This window comes from Sphingomonas sinipercae (assembly GCF_011302055.1).
GTDB lineage: Bacteria > Pseudomonadota > Alphaproteobacteria > Sphingomonadales > Sphingomonadaceae > Sphingomicrobium > Sphingomicrobium sinipercae.
This window is the reverse complement of the sequence record NZ_CP049871.1, coordinates 1,366,316-1,381,640: the sequence shown is the minus strand read 5'-3', so window position 1 is coordinate 1,381,640 and position 15,325 is coordinate 1,366,316. Positions and strand designations below refer to the sequence as shown.

Genomic DNA, 15,325 nt, shown 5'->3' with positions numbered 1-15,325 from the left:
GCGGTCACTCCTCGGTGCGGATCAGCACGGTTTCGCCGACGAGCAGGAACAGGAAGAACGGCGCCCAGGCCGCGATCAGCGGCGGGTAAGCGCCGACATTGCCCATCGCGATGCTGAAATTGTCGGCCACGAAGTAAGCGAAGCCAAGCGCCATGCCGGTAACTGCACGAAGCAGGACCTGCCCCGATCGCGCCAGGCCGAAGGCGGCAATGGCGGCAAGCAGCGGCATTAGCGCGCAGGACAGCGGGCCGGCAATTTTGTGCCACAGGCCAGCCTCGGCTTCGGCCGTGAGCAGGCCTGCGTCGCGCATTTCCTCGACTTTGCGCCGAAGCTCGAAAAAGTTCGTCGTGTCCGGGTCGACCCGCGAAAGCGTCAGCTGCTGCGGTGTCACGCCTTGCAAGCCGAACTGGCGATCGACCTTGCTGACGACGTTCATGCTGGAATCGTAAATCGTGACACCCTGCAAGACCCACCCATCCCGCGCCGGGACCGCTTTTTGCGCATCAATGATCCGCTTGAGCGCACCATCACTCCGTTCGTAGATGGTGACGCCTTCTGCGTGGAAACCGCTGCCCCGGCCACCGATGTGCCGCGCGCGGACCAGGTCTCCCCCTTTGAGCACCCAGACATTGGTCAGGATGCCGCGCTCCGGCGGGATCGGCTTGTAGTCATTGTCGCTCCACGCCCGAACGACGCGCGCCGAATTGACCGTCACCTGCTCGTTAAAGACGAAGAGGGCGGCTGCGATGCCAAGGCTGGCGAAAAAGATCGGGGCCAGCATCTGGTGCGCCGACACACCGGCCGCCTTCATCGCCACGACCTCGCTGCTCTGGTTGAGCCCGACAAAAGCGATCAGCGTTCCAAGAAGCACGGAAAAGGGCAGGAAGGTCGTGATCAACACCGGAATGCGCAGCGATACGTAGCGCCATAACTCCGGATCGCCGTTGCCGGGCACGGCCAGGATCTTGCCTGATTCGCCGAGGAGATCGAGCATCATCAGGACCAGAACCAGGCCGATCAGCACCGCGACACTGCGCGTGATGAACAGCTTTACCGTGTACAAAGCGAGTTGCCGGGATGGGAAGAGGCGAAGGTTGATCATGCCGTACGCGACCGTCGGAACAGCGAACGGATTCGACGCCCGATCAAGGCGGCGGCGCGTTCCAGCGCGCCGATCGGCTGGCCGCCCGGGCGGTGTGCGATCACGTGGTACATCCACAGGACTAGCGCACTCATCAGCAGGAACGGCACCCACATCGCTAGGATCGGATCGATCCGGCCCTGCTCGCCGGCATATTCCCCATATTGATTGACCTTGTGATAGGCGACGACCAGCACGATCCCGACGAAAATGCCCAGCGCGGAAGTACTTCGCTTCGGCGGCACCGCGAGGGCGACGGCGAGCAGCGGCAGCAACAGCATGACGACGACCTCGACCAGCCTGAAGTTGAGGTTGGATTGCGCGCCGAGTTGCTGCTCGCGGTCGGTGGCGCCGCCGCCATAACCGACGCGGAAGAGCTCGTGCAGGTACAGCTCTTCAAAGTCGGTGCCGCGGCGGCGGAAGGGGTCGATTGCCGGCACCGGGATCGGCAGGTCGTAGCTGGCGAAGGTCAGGGTGCGGGGCGCAGGGAAGTTCGGCGCCTGCTGGATCAGCCGCCCATTGCCGAGCCGGAAGAGGATCACCTCCGGATCGTCGGTCGCCAGGAACCGGCCGCGCTCGGCGGTCGCGGCGACGCTGCCGCCCTTGGGATTGTCGACCTGCACGAAAATCCCTTCCAGCCGCGTACCCTGGTCCTCGCTGCGATCGATGCGCAGGGTGATGCGCTTGCCGAAGCGGTTGAACTCTCCGACCTTGATCGATGCCCCGAGCGCGCCCGAACGAAGGTCGAAACGAAGCCCTTCGTAACGGTAATGGGCGATCGGCTGCAGGTAGCCGACGATCAGCATGTTCAGCGCCATCAGCGAAACAGCGTAGACGTAGGGAATGCGCAGCATCCGGCCATAGCCGACACCGATCCCGCGCAGCGCGTCGAGCTCGGACGATAGCGCCAGCTTGCGGAATGCGAGAAGGATTCCAAGCAGGAGTCCGATGGGTATTCCGAGCGAGAGATATTCCGGCAGCAGATTGGCCAGCATCCGCCACACGACGCTGACCGGACCGCCCGTATTCACGACGAAATCGAACAGGCGAAGCATCTTGTCGAGGACGAGCAGCATCGCCGCAAGCAGAAGGGTGCCGATGAGCGGCACCGCTATCGATCGCGCGAGATAGCGGTCGATCAATCCAACTGCGCGCAAATTCGACGTTCCTGCACCATGATTTGGCCGCAAAGGCATCCGACATAGACCCTGCCCGGGCGTGTCCCATGTCAGGGTTTGATCTCATAGCGGACTCGCCAGCGAAATCATGTTGAAAACGCATCAGCCAGACGCCGGACCTTCAAAGGGCGACGGAACACGCGTCGGCGCGGTTTCGCGGCGGCCGCGAATTGCGTTGCTGTCGAATCCGAAATCGACCGGGAACATCGCCCAATTGGCGCGGATCCGCAGCTATTGCGCGGACCATCCCGACATTTTCCACTATGAAGTCGAACGCGTCGACCAGGTCGGCGAGGGGCTGAAGACGATTGCCCGCGTGCGGCCGAAGATGCTGGTTATCAACGGCGGTGACGGCACGGTGCAGGCCGCTTTGACGGAAATGTACAATGGCGGGCATTTCGGCGACACGCCGCCGCCGGTGGCGGTCCTGCCAAGCGGCAAGACCAACCTGATTGCCCTCGACCTTGGTGCGCATGGCGACCCGATCGCCTCGCTCGAGCGCCTGGTTGCGCTCGCCCAGCATGATTTGACGGAGCATCTCGTCGCGCGCGAGCTCATCGCCTTGCAGACCGACGGCACGGCCAAGCCGGTGATCGGCATGTTCCTGGGCGGCGCCGGCCTGGCGCAAACGATGCTTTATTGCCGGAACAAGATCTACCCGCTGGGCCTGCCGAACAGCGTCAGCCACGTCCTGACCATATTGGCCGTCCTGCTGCGCATCGTGTTTCGGCTTCGCGCCGACTTCCTGCCGCCGGTTGCGCCCAATCTTCGCGTTTCGATGCGATCGGAAGGGCAGCTGTCCGGACGCTTTGCGATCCTTGCCGTCACCACGCTCGACAAGCTGTTGCTGAATAGCGAAATGGGCACGACCAAGCGCGGCGGGCTCAAACTGTTGGCGATTGAAGAGCGGCCGTGGTCCATGTTGCGGGCCGCGTTCGCCACCATTCTTGGCAAGTTGAGCGCGGTTAAGCTGCGGGGCGTCCACTTGCAGGAAACCGACGAGATCAACATCGAAGGCGACCAGTCCAACGTCATCTTGGACGGCGAAACGTTCAGCGCCCGGGTCGGTCACCCGATCCGCCTGACGCCGGCGCAGCCGCTGTCTTTCGTCAAGCTCGCCGCTTAAAGTTCAAGCCGATGAGTGAACTTCGCGAACTGGTTCGCGACGAGCTGGTGCTGCCGGTCGATCCTCGCGTCCGTGCGATGGCAGAGGCAATCGCGGCGCTGTATGGCGCCTCCTCGCAAGCGGTCTTGTTCTACGGCTCATGCCTGCGCCAGCAGCAGCTCGAAGGGTTGATGCTCGATTTCTACCTGATCGTGTCCAGCTATCCCGCTGCTTATGGCAAGCGCTGGCTCGCCCTCGCCAATCGCCTGATCCCGCCCAACGTCTTCTATTTCGAGCATGAAGGGCTGGTGGCGAAATATGCCGTCCTCAGTCAGGCCGACCTGGTCCGCGAGTGTGGACAACGGGCGCGCAGCACGTCGGTGCTGGCGCGCTTCGCCCAGCCTGCGCGTCTGGTCTACGCGCAGGATGAGCAGGCGAGGGACGCCGTTGTTGCCGCTATCGCCCAGTGCGCGCCGACGCTGCTGGGCTTTACCCGTCCGGTAACGGCGCCGCAGCAGACCATCGGGAACCTATGGAAGGCGGCCTTCGCACACACCTTCGCATCGGAATTGAGGGCGGAACGGTCGGACCGCTCGGCGGCGATCGTGGATGCCGATCCGGTGCGTTACGAGCGCTTTGGGGAAGCGGCGCTGCAAGCGCCAAACTCCATTTCAGAAGCAGTCGCAACCAAATGGTGGAAGCGTATGCGTCTGAAAGGGAAAATCCTGTCGGTAGTCCGACTGGCCAAGGCAAGCGCGACCTTCGCCGGGGGCGCGGATTACATCGTCTGGAAGATCAACCGGCACAGCGGCGCAAGCATCGAGCTCAAGCCATGGCAGCGGCGTCACCCGCTGCTGGGCGCGATCACATTGCTGCCGCGGCTCCTGAAGACCGGGGCCGTGCGCTAGGGCCGCGCGACAGCGCGGCGCCGACCGCGGATGCGAGCGCGGTTACCGTAAAGGGCTTGCGCAGGAGCTCATGGCCGATGAGGTCGTCGCTCTCGCCCTCGCCGACGTAGCCCGTGACGAACAGGACCGCGAAATCGGTGCGCCGTTCCTTGAGCACCTTGATGAGTTCCGGCCCTGTCATTTCCGGCATGATGACGTCGCTGATGACGAGGTCGAACGTGCGCGAGTCGAACAGCCGGATCGCTTCGGCGCCGCTGTCGCACGCGATAGGATCGTAATCGAGGTCCTGAAGCGCTTCGACGGTCGAGCTTCGCACCCGCGGATCGTCTTCGACCACCAGGATGCGTGCCCCCGGCACCGTCACATCGTTGTCGACCCGCTGCGTGGCATGGAGCCGGGCGCGTGCTTCGACCCGCGTTCGGGGCAGATAGAGCGAGACGGTGGTGCCGCGACCGAGCTGGCTGTCGATTCCAACTTCGCCGCCGGACTGATGGGCAAAACCGAAAATCTGGCTGAGGCCGAGCCCGGTGCCCTTGCCGACCGCCTTGGTGGTGAAGAAAGGCTCGAACGCGCGCTCGATCACCTCCGGGGTCATGCCGCAGCCGGTGTCAGTGACCGATACCTGCACATAGTCGCCGGCCTGGACGTCGCCGACCTCGCTGGCGCCGAGCGTTACGTTGCGCGTGGCGATGCGAAGCGCGCCCATCTCGTTCATCGCGTCGCGGGCATTCACGGCAAGGTTGACGATCGCATTCTCCAATTGATGCGGATCGACGTAGATCGGCCAGGTTTCCGCGGCGAGATCGACTTCCACCCTGATGCGCTCGCCTAAGGTCCGGTCGAGGAGGTCGGACATCCCCGCGACCAGTTCGGCAGCGTCAACGCGTTCCGGCAGCAGCGGCTCGGAACGGGCGAACGACAACAGCCGCCGGGTCAGCGCCGCTGCGCGAGTGGCTCCTTCCATTGCGTTGTTGAGATGGTTGAGCACTTCTCGGCGCGGGCCATTGAGCCGCCGCCGAGCGAGGTCGACGCCGCCGACGACGACCGCCAGCATGTTGTTGAAGTCGTGTGCGATGCCGCCGGTGAGCTGGCCGACCGCCTCCATCTTCTGCACCTGGCGAAGCTGCGCTTCCGCCGCCTGGCGTTCCTCCGCTTCGGCGCGCAGCGCCTCGTTGGCGGTGCGAAGCTCCTGCGTGCGTTCGGCGACGGCCTGTTCCAGCAACTCGGCGCGTTGCGACTCATTTTCCGCGTCGCGCCGGGCGTAAGCGAATTGGCGCACGGCCTGGATGGCGATGACGCCGAGAAAGATTGCACCGAAGCCGACGATGACACCGAGCCAGCTAAGGTAATCGGTAAGCTGGTCGGCGCGTGCCGAGAACAAGCGCGTTTGCTGCATCCGGTCCTGCAAGGCGACCCGCTCGCTGTCCGCGACCTCGCGAAGCTTGGAGCGAAGGGCCGGGCCGACGCCCGACTTGGTTGCGGAATAATAGTAACTCAGGCCGTTGGCGCCGCTGCGGGTCGCAACGATTCGCGCGGCCGTGGCAAATTGCCCGCCGAGATTGTCATAGAGCCGTTCCAGCGCGTGGACCCGCTCGAGCTGTCGGCTGTCGTTCCGAAGCAGGCTCTTGAGCTGCTCGATCTGCCGTCCAGCCAGGCTCCACTGGTCGTAGTAGATGTTGCCCGTGTCCCGGTCTTCGTCGAGCGCGAACCGTCCCAAGGCAGCTTCGGAGCGGGAAATACTGGCATCGACCGACCGGGTGAGCAGGGTGACGTCATAGGCATGGCGTTCAAGTTGCAGCGCTTCGTCGCGCGCGTCGTTGGAGACTTTGACCAGGAAAACCATCCCAAGCAGGACGAGCATGGCGAAGAATGCGCCCGCCGCCGCGCCGCCGCGTCGCCAATCGAACCGGATGCCGTCCCCGCCTTCCGTCATGACTTCAAGTGTAGCCCGCTTGCGATGCAGGTGAAAGGTTACAGCTCCCGATCGCCACGCCTGAGCGGCAAACCGTTGCTCAAGAAAGGGAGGAGACGCTGCGCTGCTGGCGCTCGATCGCCATCAGCAGGCCGATGCACAGCATCATCGTCATGACCGCTGACCCGCCATAGCTGACCAATGGCAGCGGTACCCCGACGACCGGGGCCAAGCCCATGACCATCATCAGGTTGATCCCGACGTAGAAGAAGATGGTTGCGGTAAGGCCGGCCGCGGCGAGCTGGGCGAAGCGGGAGCGGGCGCGCCGGCTGACGCGCATACCCCAGCGGATGACCAGAGCGAAGGCGAGGATCAAGATGATGCCGCCGATCAGTCCCCATTCCTCGACCATCGTCGCATAGACGAAGTCGGTGTGCCCTTCGGGGAGGTAATCGAGGTGGCTCTGGCTGCCCTGGAGATAGCCCTTGCCGAACACGCCTCCCGATCCGATCGCGATCTTCGACTGGGTGATGTGGTAGCCCGAACCGAGCGGGTCGCTTTCCGGATCGAGGAAGATCAGCACGCGCTTGCGCTGGTAATCGTGCATCAGGGCGTAGGCGAGGGGCATGCCCGCCGCCACCGCCGCCGCCCCGCCCAGGAAAATCCACATTGGCGCGCCGGCAACGAAAATCACGGTCAGGCCGATCAGCATGACCATCAGGGCGGTGCCCATGTCCGGTTGCACGAGGATCAGAAGGAAGGGAACGCCGAGCAGCGCCGCCGCCGGCCACAGCCCGCGCCAGGTGCGCGTCGCGCTGGGCGGAAGCAGGTCGTAGAAGCGGGCGAGGACAAGCACGATCGCGGGCTTCATGAACTCGCTTGGCTGCAGGCGGATCGGCCCGACGTCCAGCCAGCGCTGCGCCCCCTTGCCAACGAAACCGAGCATCTCGACCGCGACGAGCATGACCAGCACGACCCCGTAAATGGGGAAGGTCGCGGTCTTGATGGTCGATTCCCGGATCGTCGACATTCCCAGCGCAACGGCCAGGAACACCCCGAAGATCACCGCCTGCTTCAGGGCCCAAGGGCGCATCGAACCGCCCGCGGCCGAATAGAGGGTCAGCAAGCCCATCAGCGAAATGCCAAGGATCAGGAAAATCAGCCGCCACGGGAGCTTCGCCAGCGGCTGCGGGATGATCGCCGATGAAATCATGTCGAACGCGCCTGGGCGGCCGCCTTGATCGCGGCGGAGCGGCGCGCGTTACGCTCGGCCAGCGTCCCGCCCCATTGCTTTTCGAGGGGGCCGAGCGCGTCCCACGCCTTTTGCTGGTCGAACAGGTAGGTCATGCTGTCGCGCACCACCGGGGCGGCGGAGGACGCGCCGAACCCGCCATGTTCGATGATGCAGCCGATTGCATACTTCGGCTTGTCGACCGGCGCGAAGGCGATGAACAAAGCGTGGTCGCGCAGCTTCCAGTTGGAATTGCTCACTCCGCGCTCAGTCAGGCGAAAGACTTGCGCCGTGCCGGTCTTGCCGCCCATCTGGATGCCGTCGAGCGGCAGTTTCGAGCCGACGCCGGTTCCGCCTTCGTTGACGACGGCCGACATCGCCTTGCGGATGTAATCGAGTTGCTCGGCATCGGCGCCGACTACCTTGAAGGGCTTGCGCGGAGCGCCGGCCAAGAGTTGCGGCTGCACAAGCTTCCCCGATGCGAGGCGCGCCGGCATCACCGCTAGTTGTAGCGGATTGACCAGCACATAACCCTGGCCGATCGAGGTGTTAGCCGAGTCATAGCCCTGCCACTCACGCTTATATTTGCGCTTCAGCCATTCCGGATTGGGCATCGTGCCGAACCGCTGGGTCGTAAGCGGCAGGTCGAACTCCTCGCCGTAGCCGAGGTAATTGACCATTCCGGTCGTCAGCGCCGGATCCGTCCGCAAACCCATCGCCCAGAAATAGGTGTTGCAGCTGCGCTCGACCGCGGCGTGCATATCCACCGAGCCGTGGACCGCGTCGCAGCGGAAATAGCGGTTGCCGATGCGCAGACCACCCGGGCAGTGGATGCGCTGCTTCGGGTCGATGCCCTGTTTCAGGAAGGCCAGGGCCATCGCGGGCTTGATGGTCGATCCGGACGGATAGAGCCCCTGCGTTACCTTGTTGAGAAGGGGCAGATGGTCATCTTCCGACAGCATCTTCCATTCGGTACGGCCAATCCCGCCGCTAAAGCTGTTGGGGTCGAACGCGGGCATCGAAACAAAGGCGAGGATGTCGCCCGAATCGATGTCCAGCGCGACCAGGGCGCCCGACTGGTCGCCCATTCGGCGCGCAACATATTCCTGCAGCCCGGCATCGATTGTCAGCTGTACCGTCTTGCCGCTGCGGTCCGGCTTGGGATCGAGTTCCTTGACCAGGCGACCGCCCGCGGTGACTTCGATCCGCTGCCCGCCGGGAACGCCGCGCAAATAGGGTTCGAGCGTCTTTTCAAGACCCTGCTTACCGATCTTGAAACCCGGCGTAAGGAAAAGAGGGTCTTTCGTCTTCTGGTAATCTTCCGCCGAAGGCGTGCCGACGTAGCCGACCAGGTGGGCGACGGCGGGCCCAGCCGGGTAGAAGCGGGAGAAGCCGCGCATCGGCTGGACGCCGGGGAGTTCGGGCAGGCGGACGATGACCGCCGCATATTTTTCATAGGGTACGCTTTCCGCCACCTGGACCGGCTGGAAACCGTGGCTCTGCTTCAGCTCCTTGAGGATGCGATCCATTTCGTCACGGTCGAGTTCCAGCAATTGCGCCAGCTTGCGCAGCGTCGGCTCCGGATCCTTGAGCTGTTGCGGGATGATATCGATCCGAAAATCGCTCCGGTTGATCGCGATCGGCACACCCTTGCGATCGACCAGCCAGCCACGCCTCGGTGGCACTACGATAAGCTGCACCCGATTGTTTTCGGACAACAATTTGTATCGCTCACTCTGCGCCACCGACAGCCAGCCCAGCCGGCCCACCAGCAAGGCGCCGACAGCAGCCTGCGCCGCCCCGACGATGGTCATCCGGCGGGAGAAAGTCAGCGATTGATGAACGGTAGTGACCCGCTGATGCTTCACGACCGGCCGAGCCTCCAGCGGTCAAGCCGGGAGACGAACCAGGCGAACAACGGGAAGGCCAGCGCCGAGATGACGATCTGCGGGACCAGGCCGCTCAGGGGCAGGATTGCGTCCATCCACCCAGCTACTTGCCACTGCAACCATGAATGAACTGCAATCAGCACTGTCGCGAGCACCCATTCGATCCAATAGTCGCGGAACAGGGTCCGTCGGTCGGCGAGATCCAGCACCAGCATCGAGCCAGTCCAGACCGCGACCGAGAAGCCTATCGGAAGGCCGCTGACGCAGTCGTTGAACAGGCCCAGGGGCGCTGCCCACCAGGCCGGGAATGGGTCGGAGCGAAGCAGCCGCCAGGCGATCAGCACGAGGAAGGCGAAACTTGGAAACCAGCCGTTCTGCGTGATGATCGGAAGCCCCGCCAGCAAGCTTGCGAGGCCAACGCTAATCGCGGGAATATATTGGGCACCGGGAACCGGGCCCTGACCGACGCGGCGGTTCGCCCTGAGCGCCGAGCGGACCATCAGGGCATCGAGTCCGGCACTGGCACGACTTCCTCCGCCGCCGGTTCATACGGCCGTTCGACCAGTGCCAGGATCGTCGAACCCGGGTCGGCGGCGGGCACGCCGATGGCGCCATCGTCCTGCAGCCTTGCGACCCGAGCGACCGGCACGCCCGGCGGATAGAGGCCGCCCACGCCCGATGTGATGATCACGTCGCCGCGGCGGAACGGATTCTTGCCCACTTCCAGTGGGCGCAATTCCACAGTGCCGTCGCCGCGGCCCTGGACGATGATGGACTGGCCACCCCGCAGCAGTCGGCCCGGAATGATGTTGGCACGGTCGGAAACGAGGAGGATTCGCGAAGCGATAGAGCCGGTATCGAGTACCCGCCCGATCAGGCCGCCGGCGGAACGGACCGGCATTCCAACCTCAACCCCGTCCGAGGAACCGACCGAGAGGATGGCGAACCGGCGCGGGCTTTGGAACGACGAGCTGACCAGTCGACCGGTAGCCACGGGCTGCTTGCTCTGCTGGCGAATCTGGAGCGCCGCCTTGAGTTCGCGATTTTCGAGAAGGATTGCGCGCGCCTGGATGAGCTGGCGGGCCATGGCATCGCGCTCAGCGCGCAGCTGGCTATTCTGGCGCGCCGCGTCCCAATAGCTGCCAGCGCCGCTCGCGAGGCCCGAAACGGTCGCATTCACCTGCGAAAGGCTGCCGCTGATCGGCGAAACGAGGTCGAGGCCCGCGCCGCGAAGGCTGGCGAAGGTTTTCGGCGCAGCGATGGAAAGGGCAAGCAGGACGACCCCGATCACCATCCCGATAATCGCGGCGATCAGGCTGAAGAAGACGCCATATTGCGCGCGTCTCGACCAGCCTGGGCGCGGCCCCGCCGGCGGCGCCATCGGTCAGCGCCTCAAGCCGTCTGGAGAACGCCGCGGAACTGCTCTTCCTCGAGCGCGCGGCCGGTGCCGAGCGCGACGCAGGTCAGCGGATCCTCGGCAACCGTGACCGGCAGGCCGGTTTCGTCGCGCAAGACCTCGTCGAGTCCCTGAAGCAACGCGCCGCCACCGGTGAGCACAATGCCCTGGTCGCAAATGTCCGCCGCCAGTTCGGGGGCAGTGTTCTCAAGCGCAATGCGGACGCCTTCGACGATCGTCCCAACCGGCTCCGAAAGCGCTTCCGCGATCTGGCCCTGGTTGATCGAGATTTCCTTCGGCACGCCGTTGACCAGGTCGCGGCCCTTGATGTGCACGGTCTTGCCGATGCCGTCCGTCGGCGGCTTGGCGATTCCGACTTCCTGCTTGATGCGTTCGGCGGTGGCTTCGCCGATCAGCAGGTTGTGGTTGCGGCGGACGTAGGAGCTGATCGCTTCGTCCATCTTGTCGCCGCCGACGCGGACCGACGTGGTGTAGGCGAGGCCGCGCAGCGAAAGCACGGCGACTTCGGTGGTGCCGCCGCCGATATCGACGACCATCGAGCCGATCGGCTCGGTCACCGGCATGTCGGCACCGATCGCAGCGGCCATCGGCTCTTCGATCAGATAGACCTGACTGGCGCCAGCGTTGGAAGCGGCATCGCGGATGGCGCGACGTTCGACGCTGGTCGAACCCGACGGCACGCAAATGACGATTTCCGGGAAACGCCAGGCGCGCATCTTGCCGCCATGGACCTTGTGGATGAAGTGCTTGATCATCTGTTCGGCGACATCGATGTCGGCGATGACCCCGTCGCGCAGCGGCCGGATCGCCTCAATCTGGTCCGGGGTCTTGCCCATCATCAGCTTGGCGTCGTCGCCGACCGCCTTGACGCGCTTGACCCCGTTGATGGTTTCGATGGCCACCACCGACGGTTCGTTGAGGACGATGCCGCGGCCGCGGACGTAGACGAGCGTGTTGGCGGTCCCGAGATCGATCGCCATGTCGTGGGACATCCACTTGAACCACTTAGTCCAGAACATTCCGATCAGCTCTCCGCCTTGCCCCGGCAGCCGGACATCCCCCCGGCTACATTGGAAATTAAACTTTACCCATTGAACGCGAACTAAATTTCCGCCGGAAAATCAGCGCTTCGCGGGGTGGCTCGGATTGGGCTAGACCCAATCCCATGTCAATAAGAAGACTGCCATCCGAGCTCATCGATCGCATCGCCGCGGGCGAGGTGGTGGAGCGCCCGGCGAGCGCGCTCAAGGAGCTGGTCGAGAATGCGCTCGACGCCGGCGCGCGATCGGTCTCGATCCGGTTGTCGGGCGGTGGCATCGGGATGATCGAGGTCGCCGACGACGGCTCCGGGATGTCGCCGGAAGACATGCGCCTCGCGCTTGAACGGCATGCGACCTCCAAGCTTCCCGACGACAGCATCGACCGGGTGACGAGCTTTGGCTTTCGCGGGGAGGCGTTGCCTTCGATCGCAAGCGTGTCCCGTCTGACCATCGATAGCCGCACGCGCGGCGGCGACGGATGGCGTGTCGAGGTGGATCATGGGGCGAGGGCGGGCGAGGGGCCAGCGGCCTTGCCGCCCGGAACCCGCATCCGGGTCGAGGATCTGTTCGGCAAGGTCCCGGCGCGGCGCAAGTTCCTGCGCTCGGCACGGTCCGAATATGCCGCTTGCCTGGACACGGTGAAGCGGCTGGCGATGGCGCGCAGCGATGTTGCGTTCAGCCTGGAGCATGACGGGCGCCAGGTGCTGTCGGTGCAACCCTCGGCGCCGCCCGCGCGGGTCGCGGCGCTGCTTGCGGCGGAACTCGACCGGCATGGCGTTGGAATCGATTGCGTACGCGACGGCGTTGCACTGACCGGCGTCGTCAGCCTGCCGACCTTCAATCGGGGGATGGCCGACCAGCAGTTCCTGTTCGTCAATTCGCGGCCGGTGAAGGACCGATTGCTGGTGGGGGCGCTCCGTGCCGCTTACCGCGACATGCTGGCGCGCGACCGTCACCCGATCGCTGCCCTGTTCCTCGACGTTCCGCTGGGCGACGTCGACGTCAACGTGCATCCGGCCAAGACGGAAGTGCGGTTTCGCGATCCGGCGGCGATCCGGGGCCTCATCATCGGCGGCCTACGCGCGGCGCTCGACGCGGAAGGGCATCGCAGTGCGGCTCGCGACCAGGCGATGGCGCCGCTGCAATGGACGACCAGCGAGATGCAAGCCGCAGAAGCAACGCCCTCGGCGGCCGCGGTGAACGACGGGCAGGCGCGGTTCGCGATGGCCGGCGCTGCACCCGCCGCCCGCGCCGAAGCTGCGATTGCGCCGCTCCAGAATTATCCGTTGGGCGTCGCTCGCGGGCAGGTCGCCGGCACCTACATCGTCGCGGAAACGAACGAGGGGCTGATCATCGTCGACCAGCATGCCGCCCATGAGCGGCTCGTCCTGGAAAAGCTGCGGGCGGCGAGGTCCGAAGGAACGGTGCCGCGCCAGGAGCTGCTGATCCCCGACGTGATCGAGCTCGACGAACCGGATTGCGACCGGCTTGAGGCCGCGGCGGGCGAGCTTGCGCAACTGGGAATGGAAATTGAGCGCTTCGGGGCGACATCCTTGCTCGTCCGCTCCGTTCCCGCAGCCTTGGGGAGTCCGAATCTCGCCCCCTTGCTCGCCGACCTTGCGGCGGAGATCGCCGAGTTGGGATCGGCGTTGTCCCTGCGGGAAAAGCTGGACTTGGTCGAAGCGACCATCGCCTGTCACGGATCGGTCAGGGCAGGGCGGGTGCTTTCGGTCGCCGAGATGAATGCCTTGCTGCGGGAGATGGAAGTGACTCCGCGATCGGGCCAGTGCAACCACGGCCGCCCGACGTGGGTGAAGCTGGCCAAGGGCGACCTGGAAAAATTGTTCGGCCGTTGAAGCGGTGCGGGAGTGCGCTTGATGACCTATCTGATCGTGTTCTTCGGTGCCGGCCTGGGCGGCGCCCTGAGGCATTTCGTCAACCTGCTGGCGCCGGGCGGAGGAAGTTCAGGATTTCCCTTCGCGACCTTCGCGGTGAACGTGCTGGGGTCGTTCGCGATGGGGGCGCTTGCAGGCTATTGGCTGGCGCGCGGTGGCAGCGACCAGCACCTTCGGCTGTTTCTGACGACCGGCGTGCTGGGCGGCTTTACCACCTTTTCGGCGTTTTCGCTCGACACCGTCCTGCTGATCCAGCGTAACGCCTATGGCGAGGCGGCGATCTATGCCGGATCGTCGGTCGTTTTGTCCGTGTTGGCGCTGTTCCTGGCTTTCTCCCTCTTCGCCGGTTCCGTCCACGCGCCTGGATGACGGGCCAGGCCGAGCCGTCAGCACGACTTTCGCGTCATCTTGTGCTATAAGCGTCGTCCAAGCGAGGAGCAGGCATATGGAACAGCACAGCGCCAAGGACCGGGCCTATTATGCGCAGCGCGCCGCCGAAGAGCTCGAGCTTGCCCAATCCGCGACCGACGGCACTGCGGCGGAGGCCCATCGCAAGCTGCAGCGCGCCTATATCGAGCGTGCGTCCGTCGGCGATCGCGAAAGCTTCGCCGCCGACTTGATCGGCTAGTTGCCGCCGAGATCCCGAAGCCGAACGAACGTTCGTTCGAGGATCGCTGCCCGGTCCCGTTGGCGGGCCGCGCGCAGCTTGGGATAATCGGTGGCGGCCTCATCACTCAAGGCTCGGGCGAACTCGCCTGACTTGATATCCGCGAGGATGCTGCGCATCCGGTCGCGCACGCCTGCGTCGACGATCCGCGGACCGCCTATTTCGGCGCCGAACTCGGCAGTGTTGGAAATCACCTCGCGCATCCCGGCGATGCCGCGCGCCTCGATCAGCTCGGCGAGCAATTTCAGCTCTCCGACGCACTCCATGTACGCGATCTCAGGCGTGACCCCGGCCCCGACGAGCGCCTCAAAGCCGGCGCGCAGAAGCTCCGGCACCCCGCCCCAGACGACCGCATTCTCGTTAAACAGGTCGGCGACCGCTTCCTCTTCAAACGATGAAGCGATGAGGCCGGCGCGGGCGCAGCCGATGGCGCGGCCGTAAGCGAGCGCAGTGGCGCGCGCGGTGCCGGTCGAATCCTGGGCAACGGCCCAAAGCGCAATCATTCCCTTGCCCTCTTTGTAGAGGGAGCGAAGCGCCGTTCCCGGCCCCTTGGGGGCAACCAAGAAGACGTCGAGGTCGGAGCGGGGCCGGATCTGCTGGAAATGGATGGCGAGGCCGTGGCTGAAGCCGAGCGCCGTTCCCGGACGAAGCATCGGCTCGAGACCGGCGTAAATCTTCGGCAGTGTCTCGTCCGGTGCGAGCAACATGACCAGGTCGGCATCACCGGCTGCTTCTGAGGGGAGGGAGACGGCAATGCCGGCAGCTTGGACCTCGGCCCGGCTCGGTGAACCTTCACGAAGGCCGACGACGACCTCGATCCCCGAATCGTTCAGGTTCAGCGCCTGCGCCCGGCCCTGGTTGCCAAAGCCGATGATCGCGACCCGCTTGCCGACCAGCGGCGCGGGGTCGATGTCGGCTTCGCGGATCAGCTCCATGCCGGGC

General features: G+C 64.8%; 14 protein-coding genes. 5 read left to right on the top strand and 9 right to left on the bottom strand.

The annotated features are described in order from the left end of the window. Positions 1 to 4: 4 nt before the first annotated feature. Complete coding sequence (lptG, locus tag G7078_RS07200; protein ID WP_166094498.1) at positions 5 to 1,102, bottom strand: LPS export ABC transporter permease LptG; 1,098 nt, start codon at positions 1,100 to 1,102, stop codon at positions 5 to 7. After that, positions 1,099 to 2,298, bottom strand: coding sequence for an LPS export ABC transporter permease LptF (lptF, locus tag G7078_RS07195; RefSeq protein ID WP_246166294.1), 1,200 nt, complete (start codon positions 2,296 to 2,298; stop codon positions 1,099 to 1,101). The genes lptG and lptF overlap by 4 nt, the downstream gene beginning before the upstream one ends. A 190-nt stretch (positions 2,299 to 2,488) precedes the next feature. Here lptF and G7078_RS07190 point away from each other — a divergent pair, with 190 nt between their 5' ends. Next, positions 2,489 to 3,445 (top strand): diacylglycerol/lipid kinase family protein, encoded by a 957-nt coding sequence (locus G7078_RS07190; RefSeq protein WP_246166537.1) that lies wholly within the window; start codon positions 2,489 to 2,491, stop codon positions 3,443 to 3,445. A gap of 11 nt (positions 3,446 to 3,456) precedes the next feature. Beyond that, positions 3,457 to 4,332, top strand: coding sequence for a hypothetical protein (locus G7078_RS07185; protein ID WP_166094491.1), 876 nt, complete (start codon positions 3,457 to 3,459; stop codon positions 4,330 to 4,332). On the opposite strand, the gene G7078_RS07180 is transcribed toward G7078_RS07185, so the two are convergent. The 6 genes from G7078_RS07180 to G7078_RS07155 form a co-directional block, all read right to left on the bottom strand. After that, entirely contained in the window at positions 4,289 to 6,265 is a 1,977-nt protein-coding gene (locus G7078_RS07180) for an ATP-binding protein (protein WP_166094489.1), read from the bottom strand. The two genes, G7078_RS07185 and G7078_RS07180, sit on opposite strands and share 44 nt — an antisense overlap. Before the next feature lie 79 nt (positions 6,266 to 6,344). Beyond that, positions 6,345 to 7,457 (bottom strand): rod shape-determining protein RodA, encoded by a 1,113-nt coding sequence (gene rodA, locus G7078_RS07175; RefSeq protein WP_166094487.1) that lies wholly within the window; start codon positions 7,455 to 7,457, stop codon positions 6,345 to 6,347. Continuing rightward, complete coding sequence (gene mrdA / locus G7078_RS07170) at positions 7,454 to 9,343, bottom strand: penicillin-binding protein 2 (protein ID WP_166094485.1); 1,890 nt, start codon at positions 9,341 to 9,343, stop codon at positions 7,454 to 7,456. Before mrdA ends, rodA begins: the two co-directional genes overlap by 4 nt. Next, positions 9,340 to 9,864, bottom strand: a complete 525-nt coding sequence (locus tag G7078_RS07165) for a rod shape-determining protein MreD (RefSeq protein WP_166094483.1) — start codon at positions 9,862 to 9,864, stop codon at positions 9,340 to 9,342. Before G7078_RS07165 ends, mrdA begins: the two co-directional genes overlap by 4 nt. Continuing rightward, positions 9,864 to 10,745, bottom strand: a complete 882-nt coding sequence (locus tag G7078_RS07160; protein WP_166094481.1) for a rod shape-determining protein MreC — start codon at positions 10,743 to 10,745, stop codon at positions 9,864 to 9,866. The genes G7078_RS07165 and G7078_RS07160 overlap by 1 nt, the downstream gene beginning before the upstream one ends. 11 nt (positions 10,746 to 10,756) lie before the next feature. Beyond that, positions 10,757 to 11,800, bottom strand: a complete 1,044-nt coding sequence (locus G7078_RS07155) for a rod shape-determining protein (RefSeq protein WP_166094479.1) — start codon at positions 11,798 to 11,800, stop codon at positions 10,757 to 10,759. A gap of 146 nt (positions 11,801 to 11,946) precedes the next feature. On the opposite strand from G7078_RS07155, the gene mutL reads away from it, so the two are divergent. The 3 genes from mutL (at position 11,947) to G7078_RS07140 (ending at position 14,344) form a co-directional block, all read left to right on the top strand. Beyond that, positions 11,947 to 13,677, top strand: coding sequence for a DNA mismatch repair endonuclease MutL (mutL, locus tag G7078_RS07150; RefSeq protein ID WP_166094477.1), 1,731 nt, complete (start codon positions 11,947 to 11,949; stop codon positions 13,675 to 13,677). A gap of 21 nt (positions 13,678 to 13,698) precedes the next feature. After that, the gene (gene crcB / locus G7078_RS07145; RefSeq protein ID WP_166094475.1) at positions 13,699 to 14,085 is read left to right on the top strand and encodes a fluoride efflux transporter CrcB; all 387 of its coding nucleotides are present in this window, start codon (positions 13,699 to 13,701) and stop codon (positions 14,083 to 14,085) included. Between the two features lie 76 nt (positions 14,086 to 14,161). After that, complete coding sequence (locus tag G7078_RS07140) at positions 14,162 to 14,344, top strand: hypothetical protein (protein ID WP_166094470.1); 183 nt, start codon at positions 14,162 to 14,164, stop codon at positions 14,342 to 14,344. Here G7078_RS07140 and ilvC read toward each other — a convergent pair. Next, positions 14,341 to 15,318 carry a ketol-acid reductoisomerase gene (gene ilvC, locus G7078_RS07135; RefSeq protein WP_166094468.1) on the bottom strand — a complete coding sequence of 326 codons (978 nt, stop codon included), beginning with the start codon at positions 15,316 to 15,318 and terminating at the stop codon, positions 14,341 to 14,343. The two genes, G7078_RS07140 and ilvC, sit on opposite strands and share 4 nt — an antisense overlap. Positions 15,319 to 15,325 lie beyond the last annotated feature (7 nt).

Excerpts from the sequence above, each read along its gene's own strand:
- mutL (WP_166094477.1), top strand. The coding sequence starts at position 11,947 with ATGTCAATAAGAAGACTGCCATCCGAGCTCATCGATCGCATCGCCGCG.
- ilvC (WP_166094468.1), bottom strand. The coding sequence starts at position 15,318 with ATGGAGCTGATCCGCGAAGCCGACATCGACCCCGCGCCGCTGGTCGGC.
- crcB (WP_166094475.1), top strand. The coding sequence starts at position 13,699 with ATGACCTATCTGATCGTGTTCTTCGGTGCCGGCCTGGGCGGCGCCCTG.
- G7078_RS07180 (WP_166094489.1), bottom strand. The coding sequence starts at position 6,265 with ATGACGGAAGGCGGGGACGGCATCCGGTTCGATTGGCGACGCGGCGGC.
- G7078_RS07155 (WP_166094479.1), bottom strand. The coding sequence starts at position 11,800 with ATGTTCTGGACTAAGTGGTTCAAGTGGATGTCCCACGACATGGCGATC.
- G7078_RS07160 (WP_166094481.1), bottom strand. The coding sequence starts at position 10,745 with ATGGCGCCGCCGGCGGGGCCGCGCCCAGGCTGGTCGAGACGCGCGCAA.
- G7078_RS07185 (WP_166094491.1), top strand. The coding sequence starts at position 3,457 with ATGAGTGAACTTCGCGAACTGGTTCGCGACGAGCTGGTGCTGCCGGTC.
- G7078_RS07140 (WP_166094470.1), top strand. The coding sequence starts at position 14,162 with ATGGAACAGCACAGCGCCAAGGACCGGGCCTATTATGCGCAGCGCGCC.
- lptG (WP_166094498.1), bottom strand. The coding sequence starts at position 1,102 with ATGATCAACCTTCGCCTCTTCCCATCCCGGCAACTCGCTTTGTACACG.
- rodA (WP_166094487.1), bottom strand. The coding sequence starts at position 7,457 with ATGATTTCATCGGCGATCATCCCGCAGCCGCTGGCGAAGCTCCCGTGG.
- G7078_RS07165 (WP_166094483.1), bottom strand. The coding sequence starts at position 9,864 with ATGGTCCGCTCGGCGCTCAGGGCGAACCGCCGCGTCGGTCAGGGCCCG.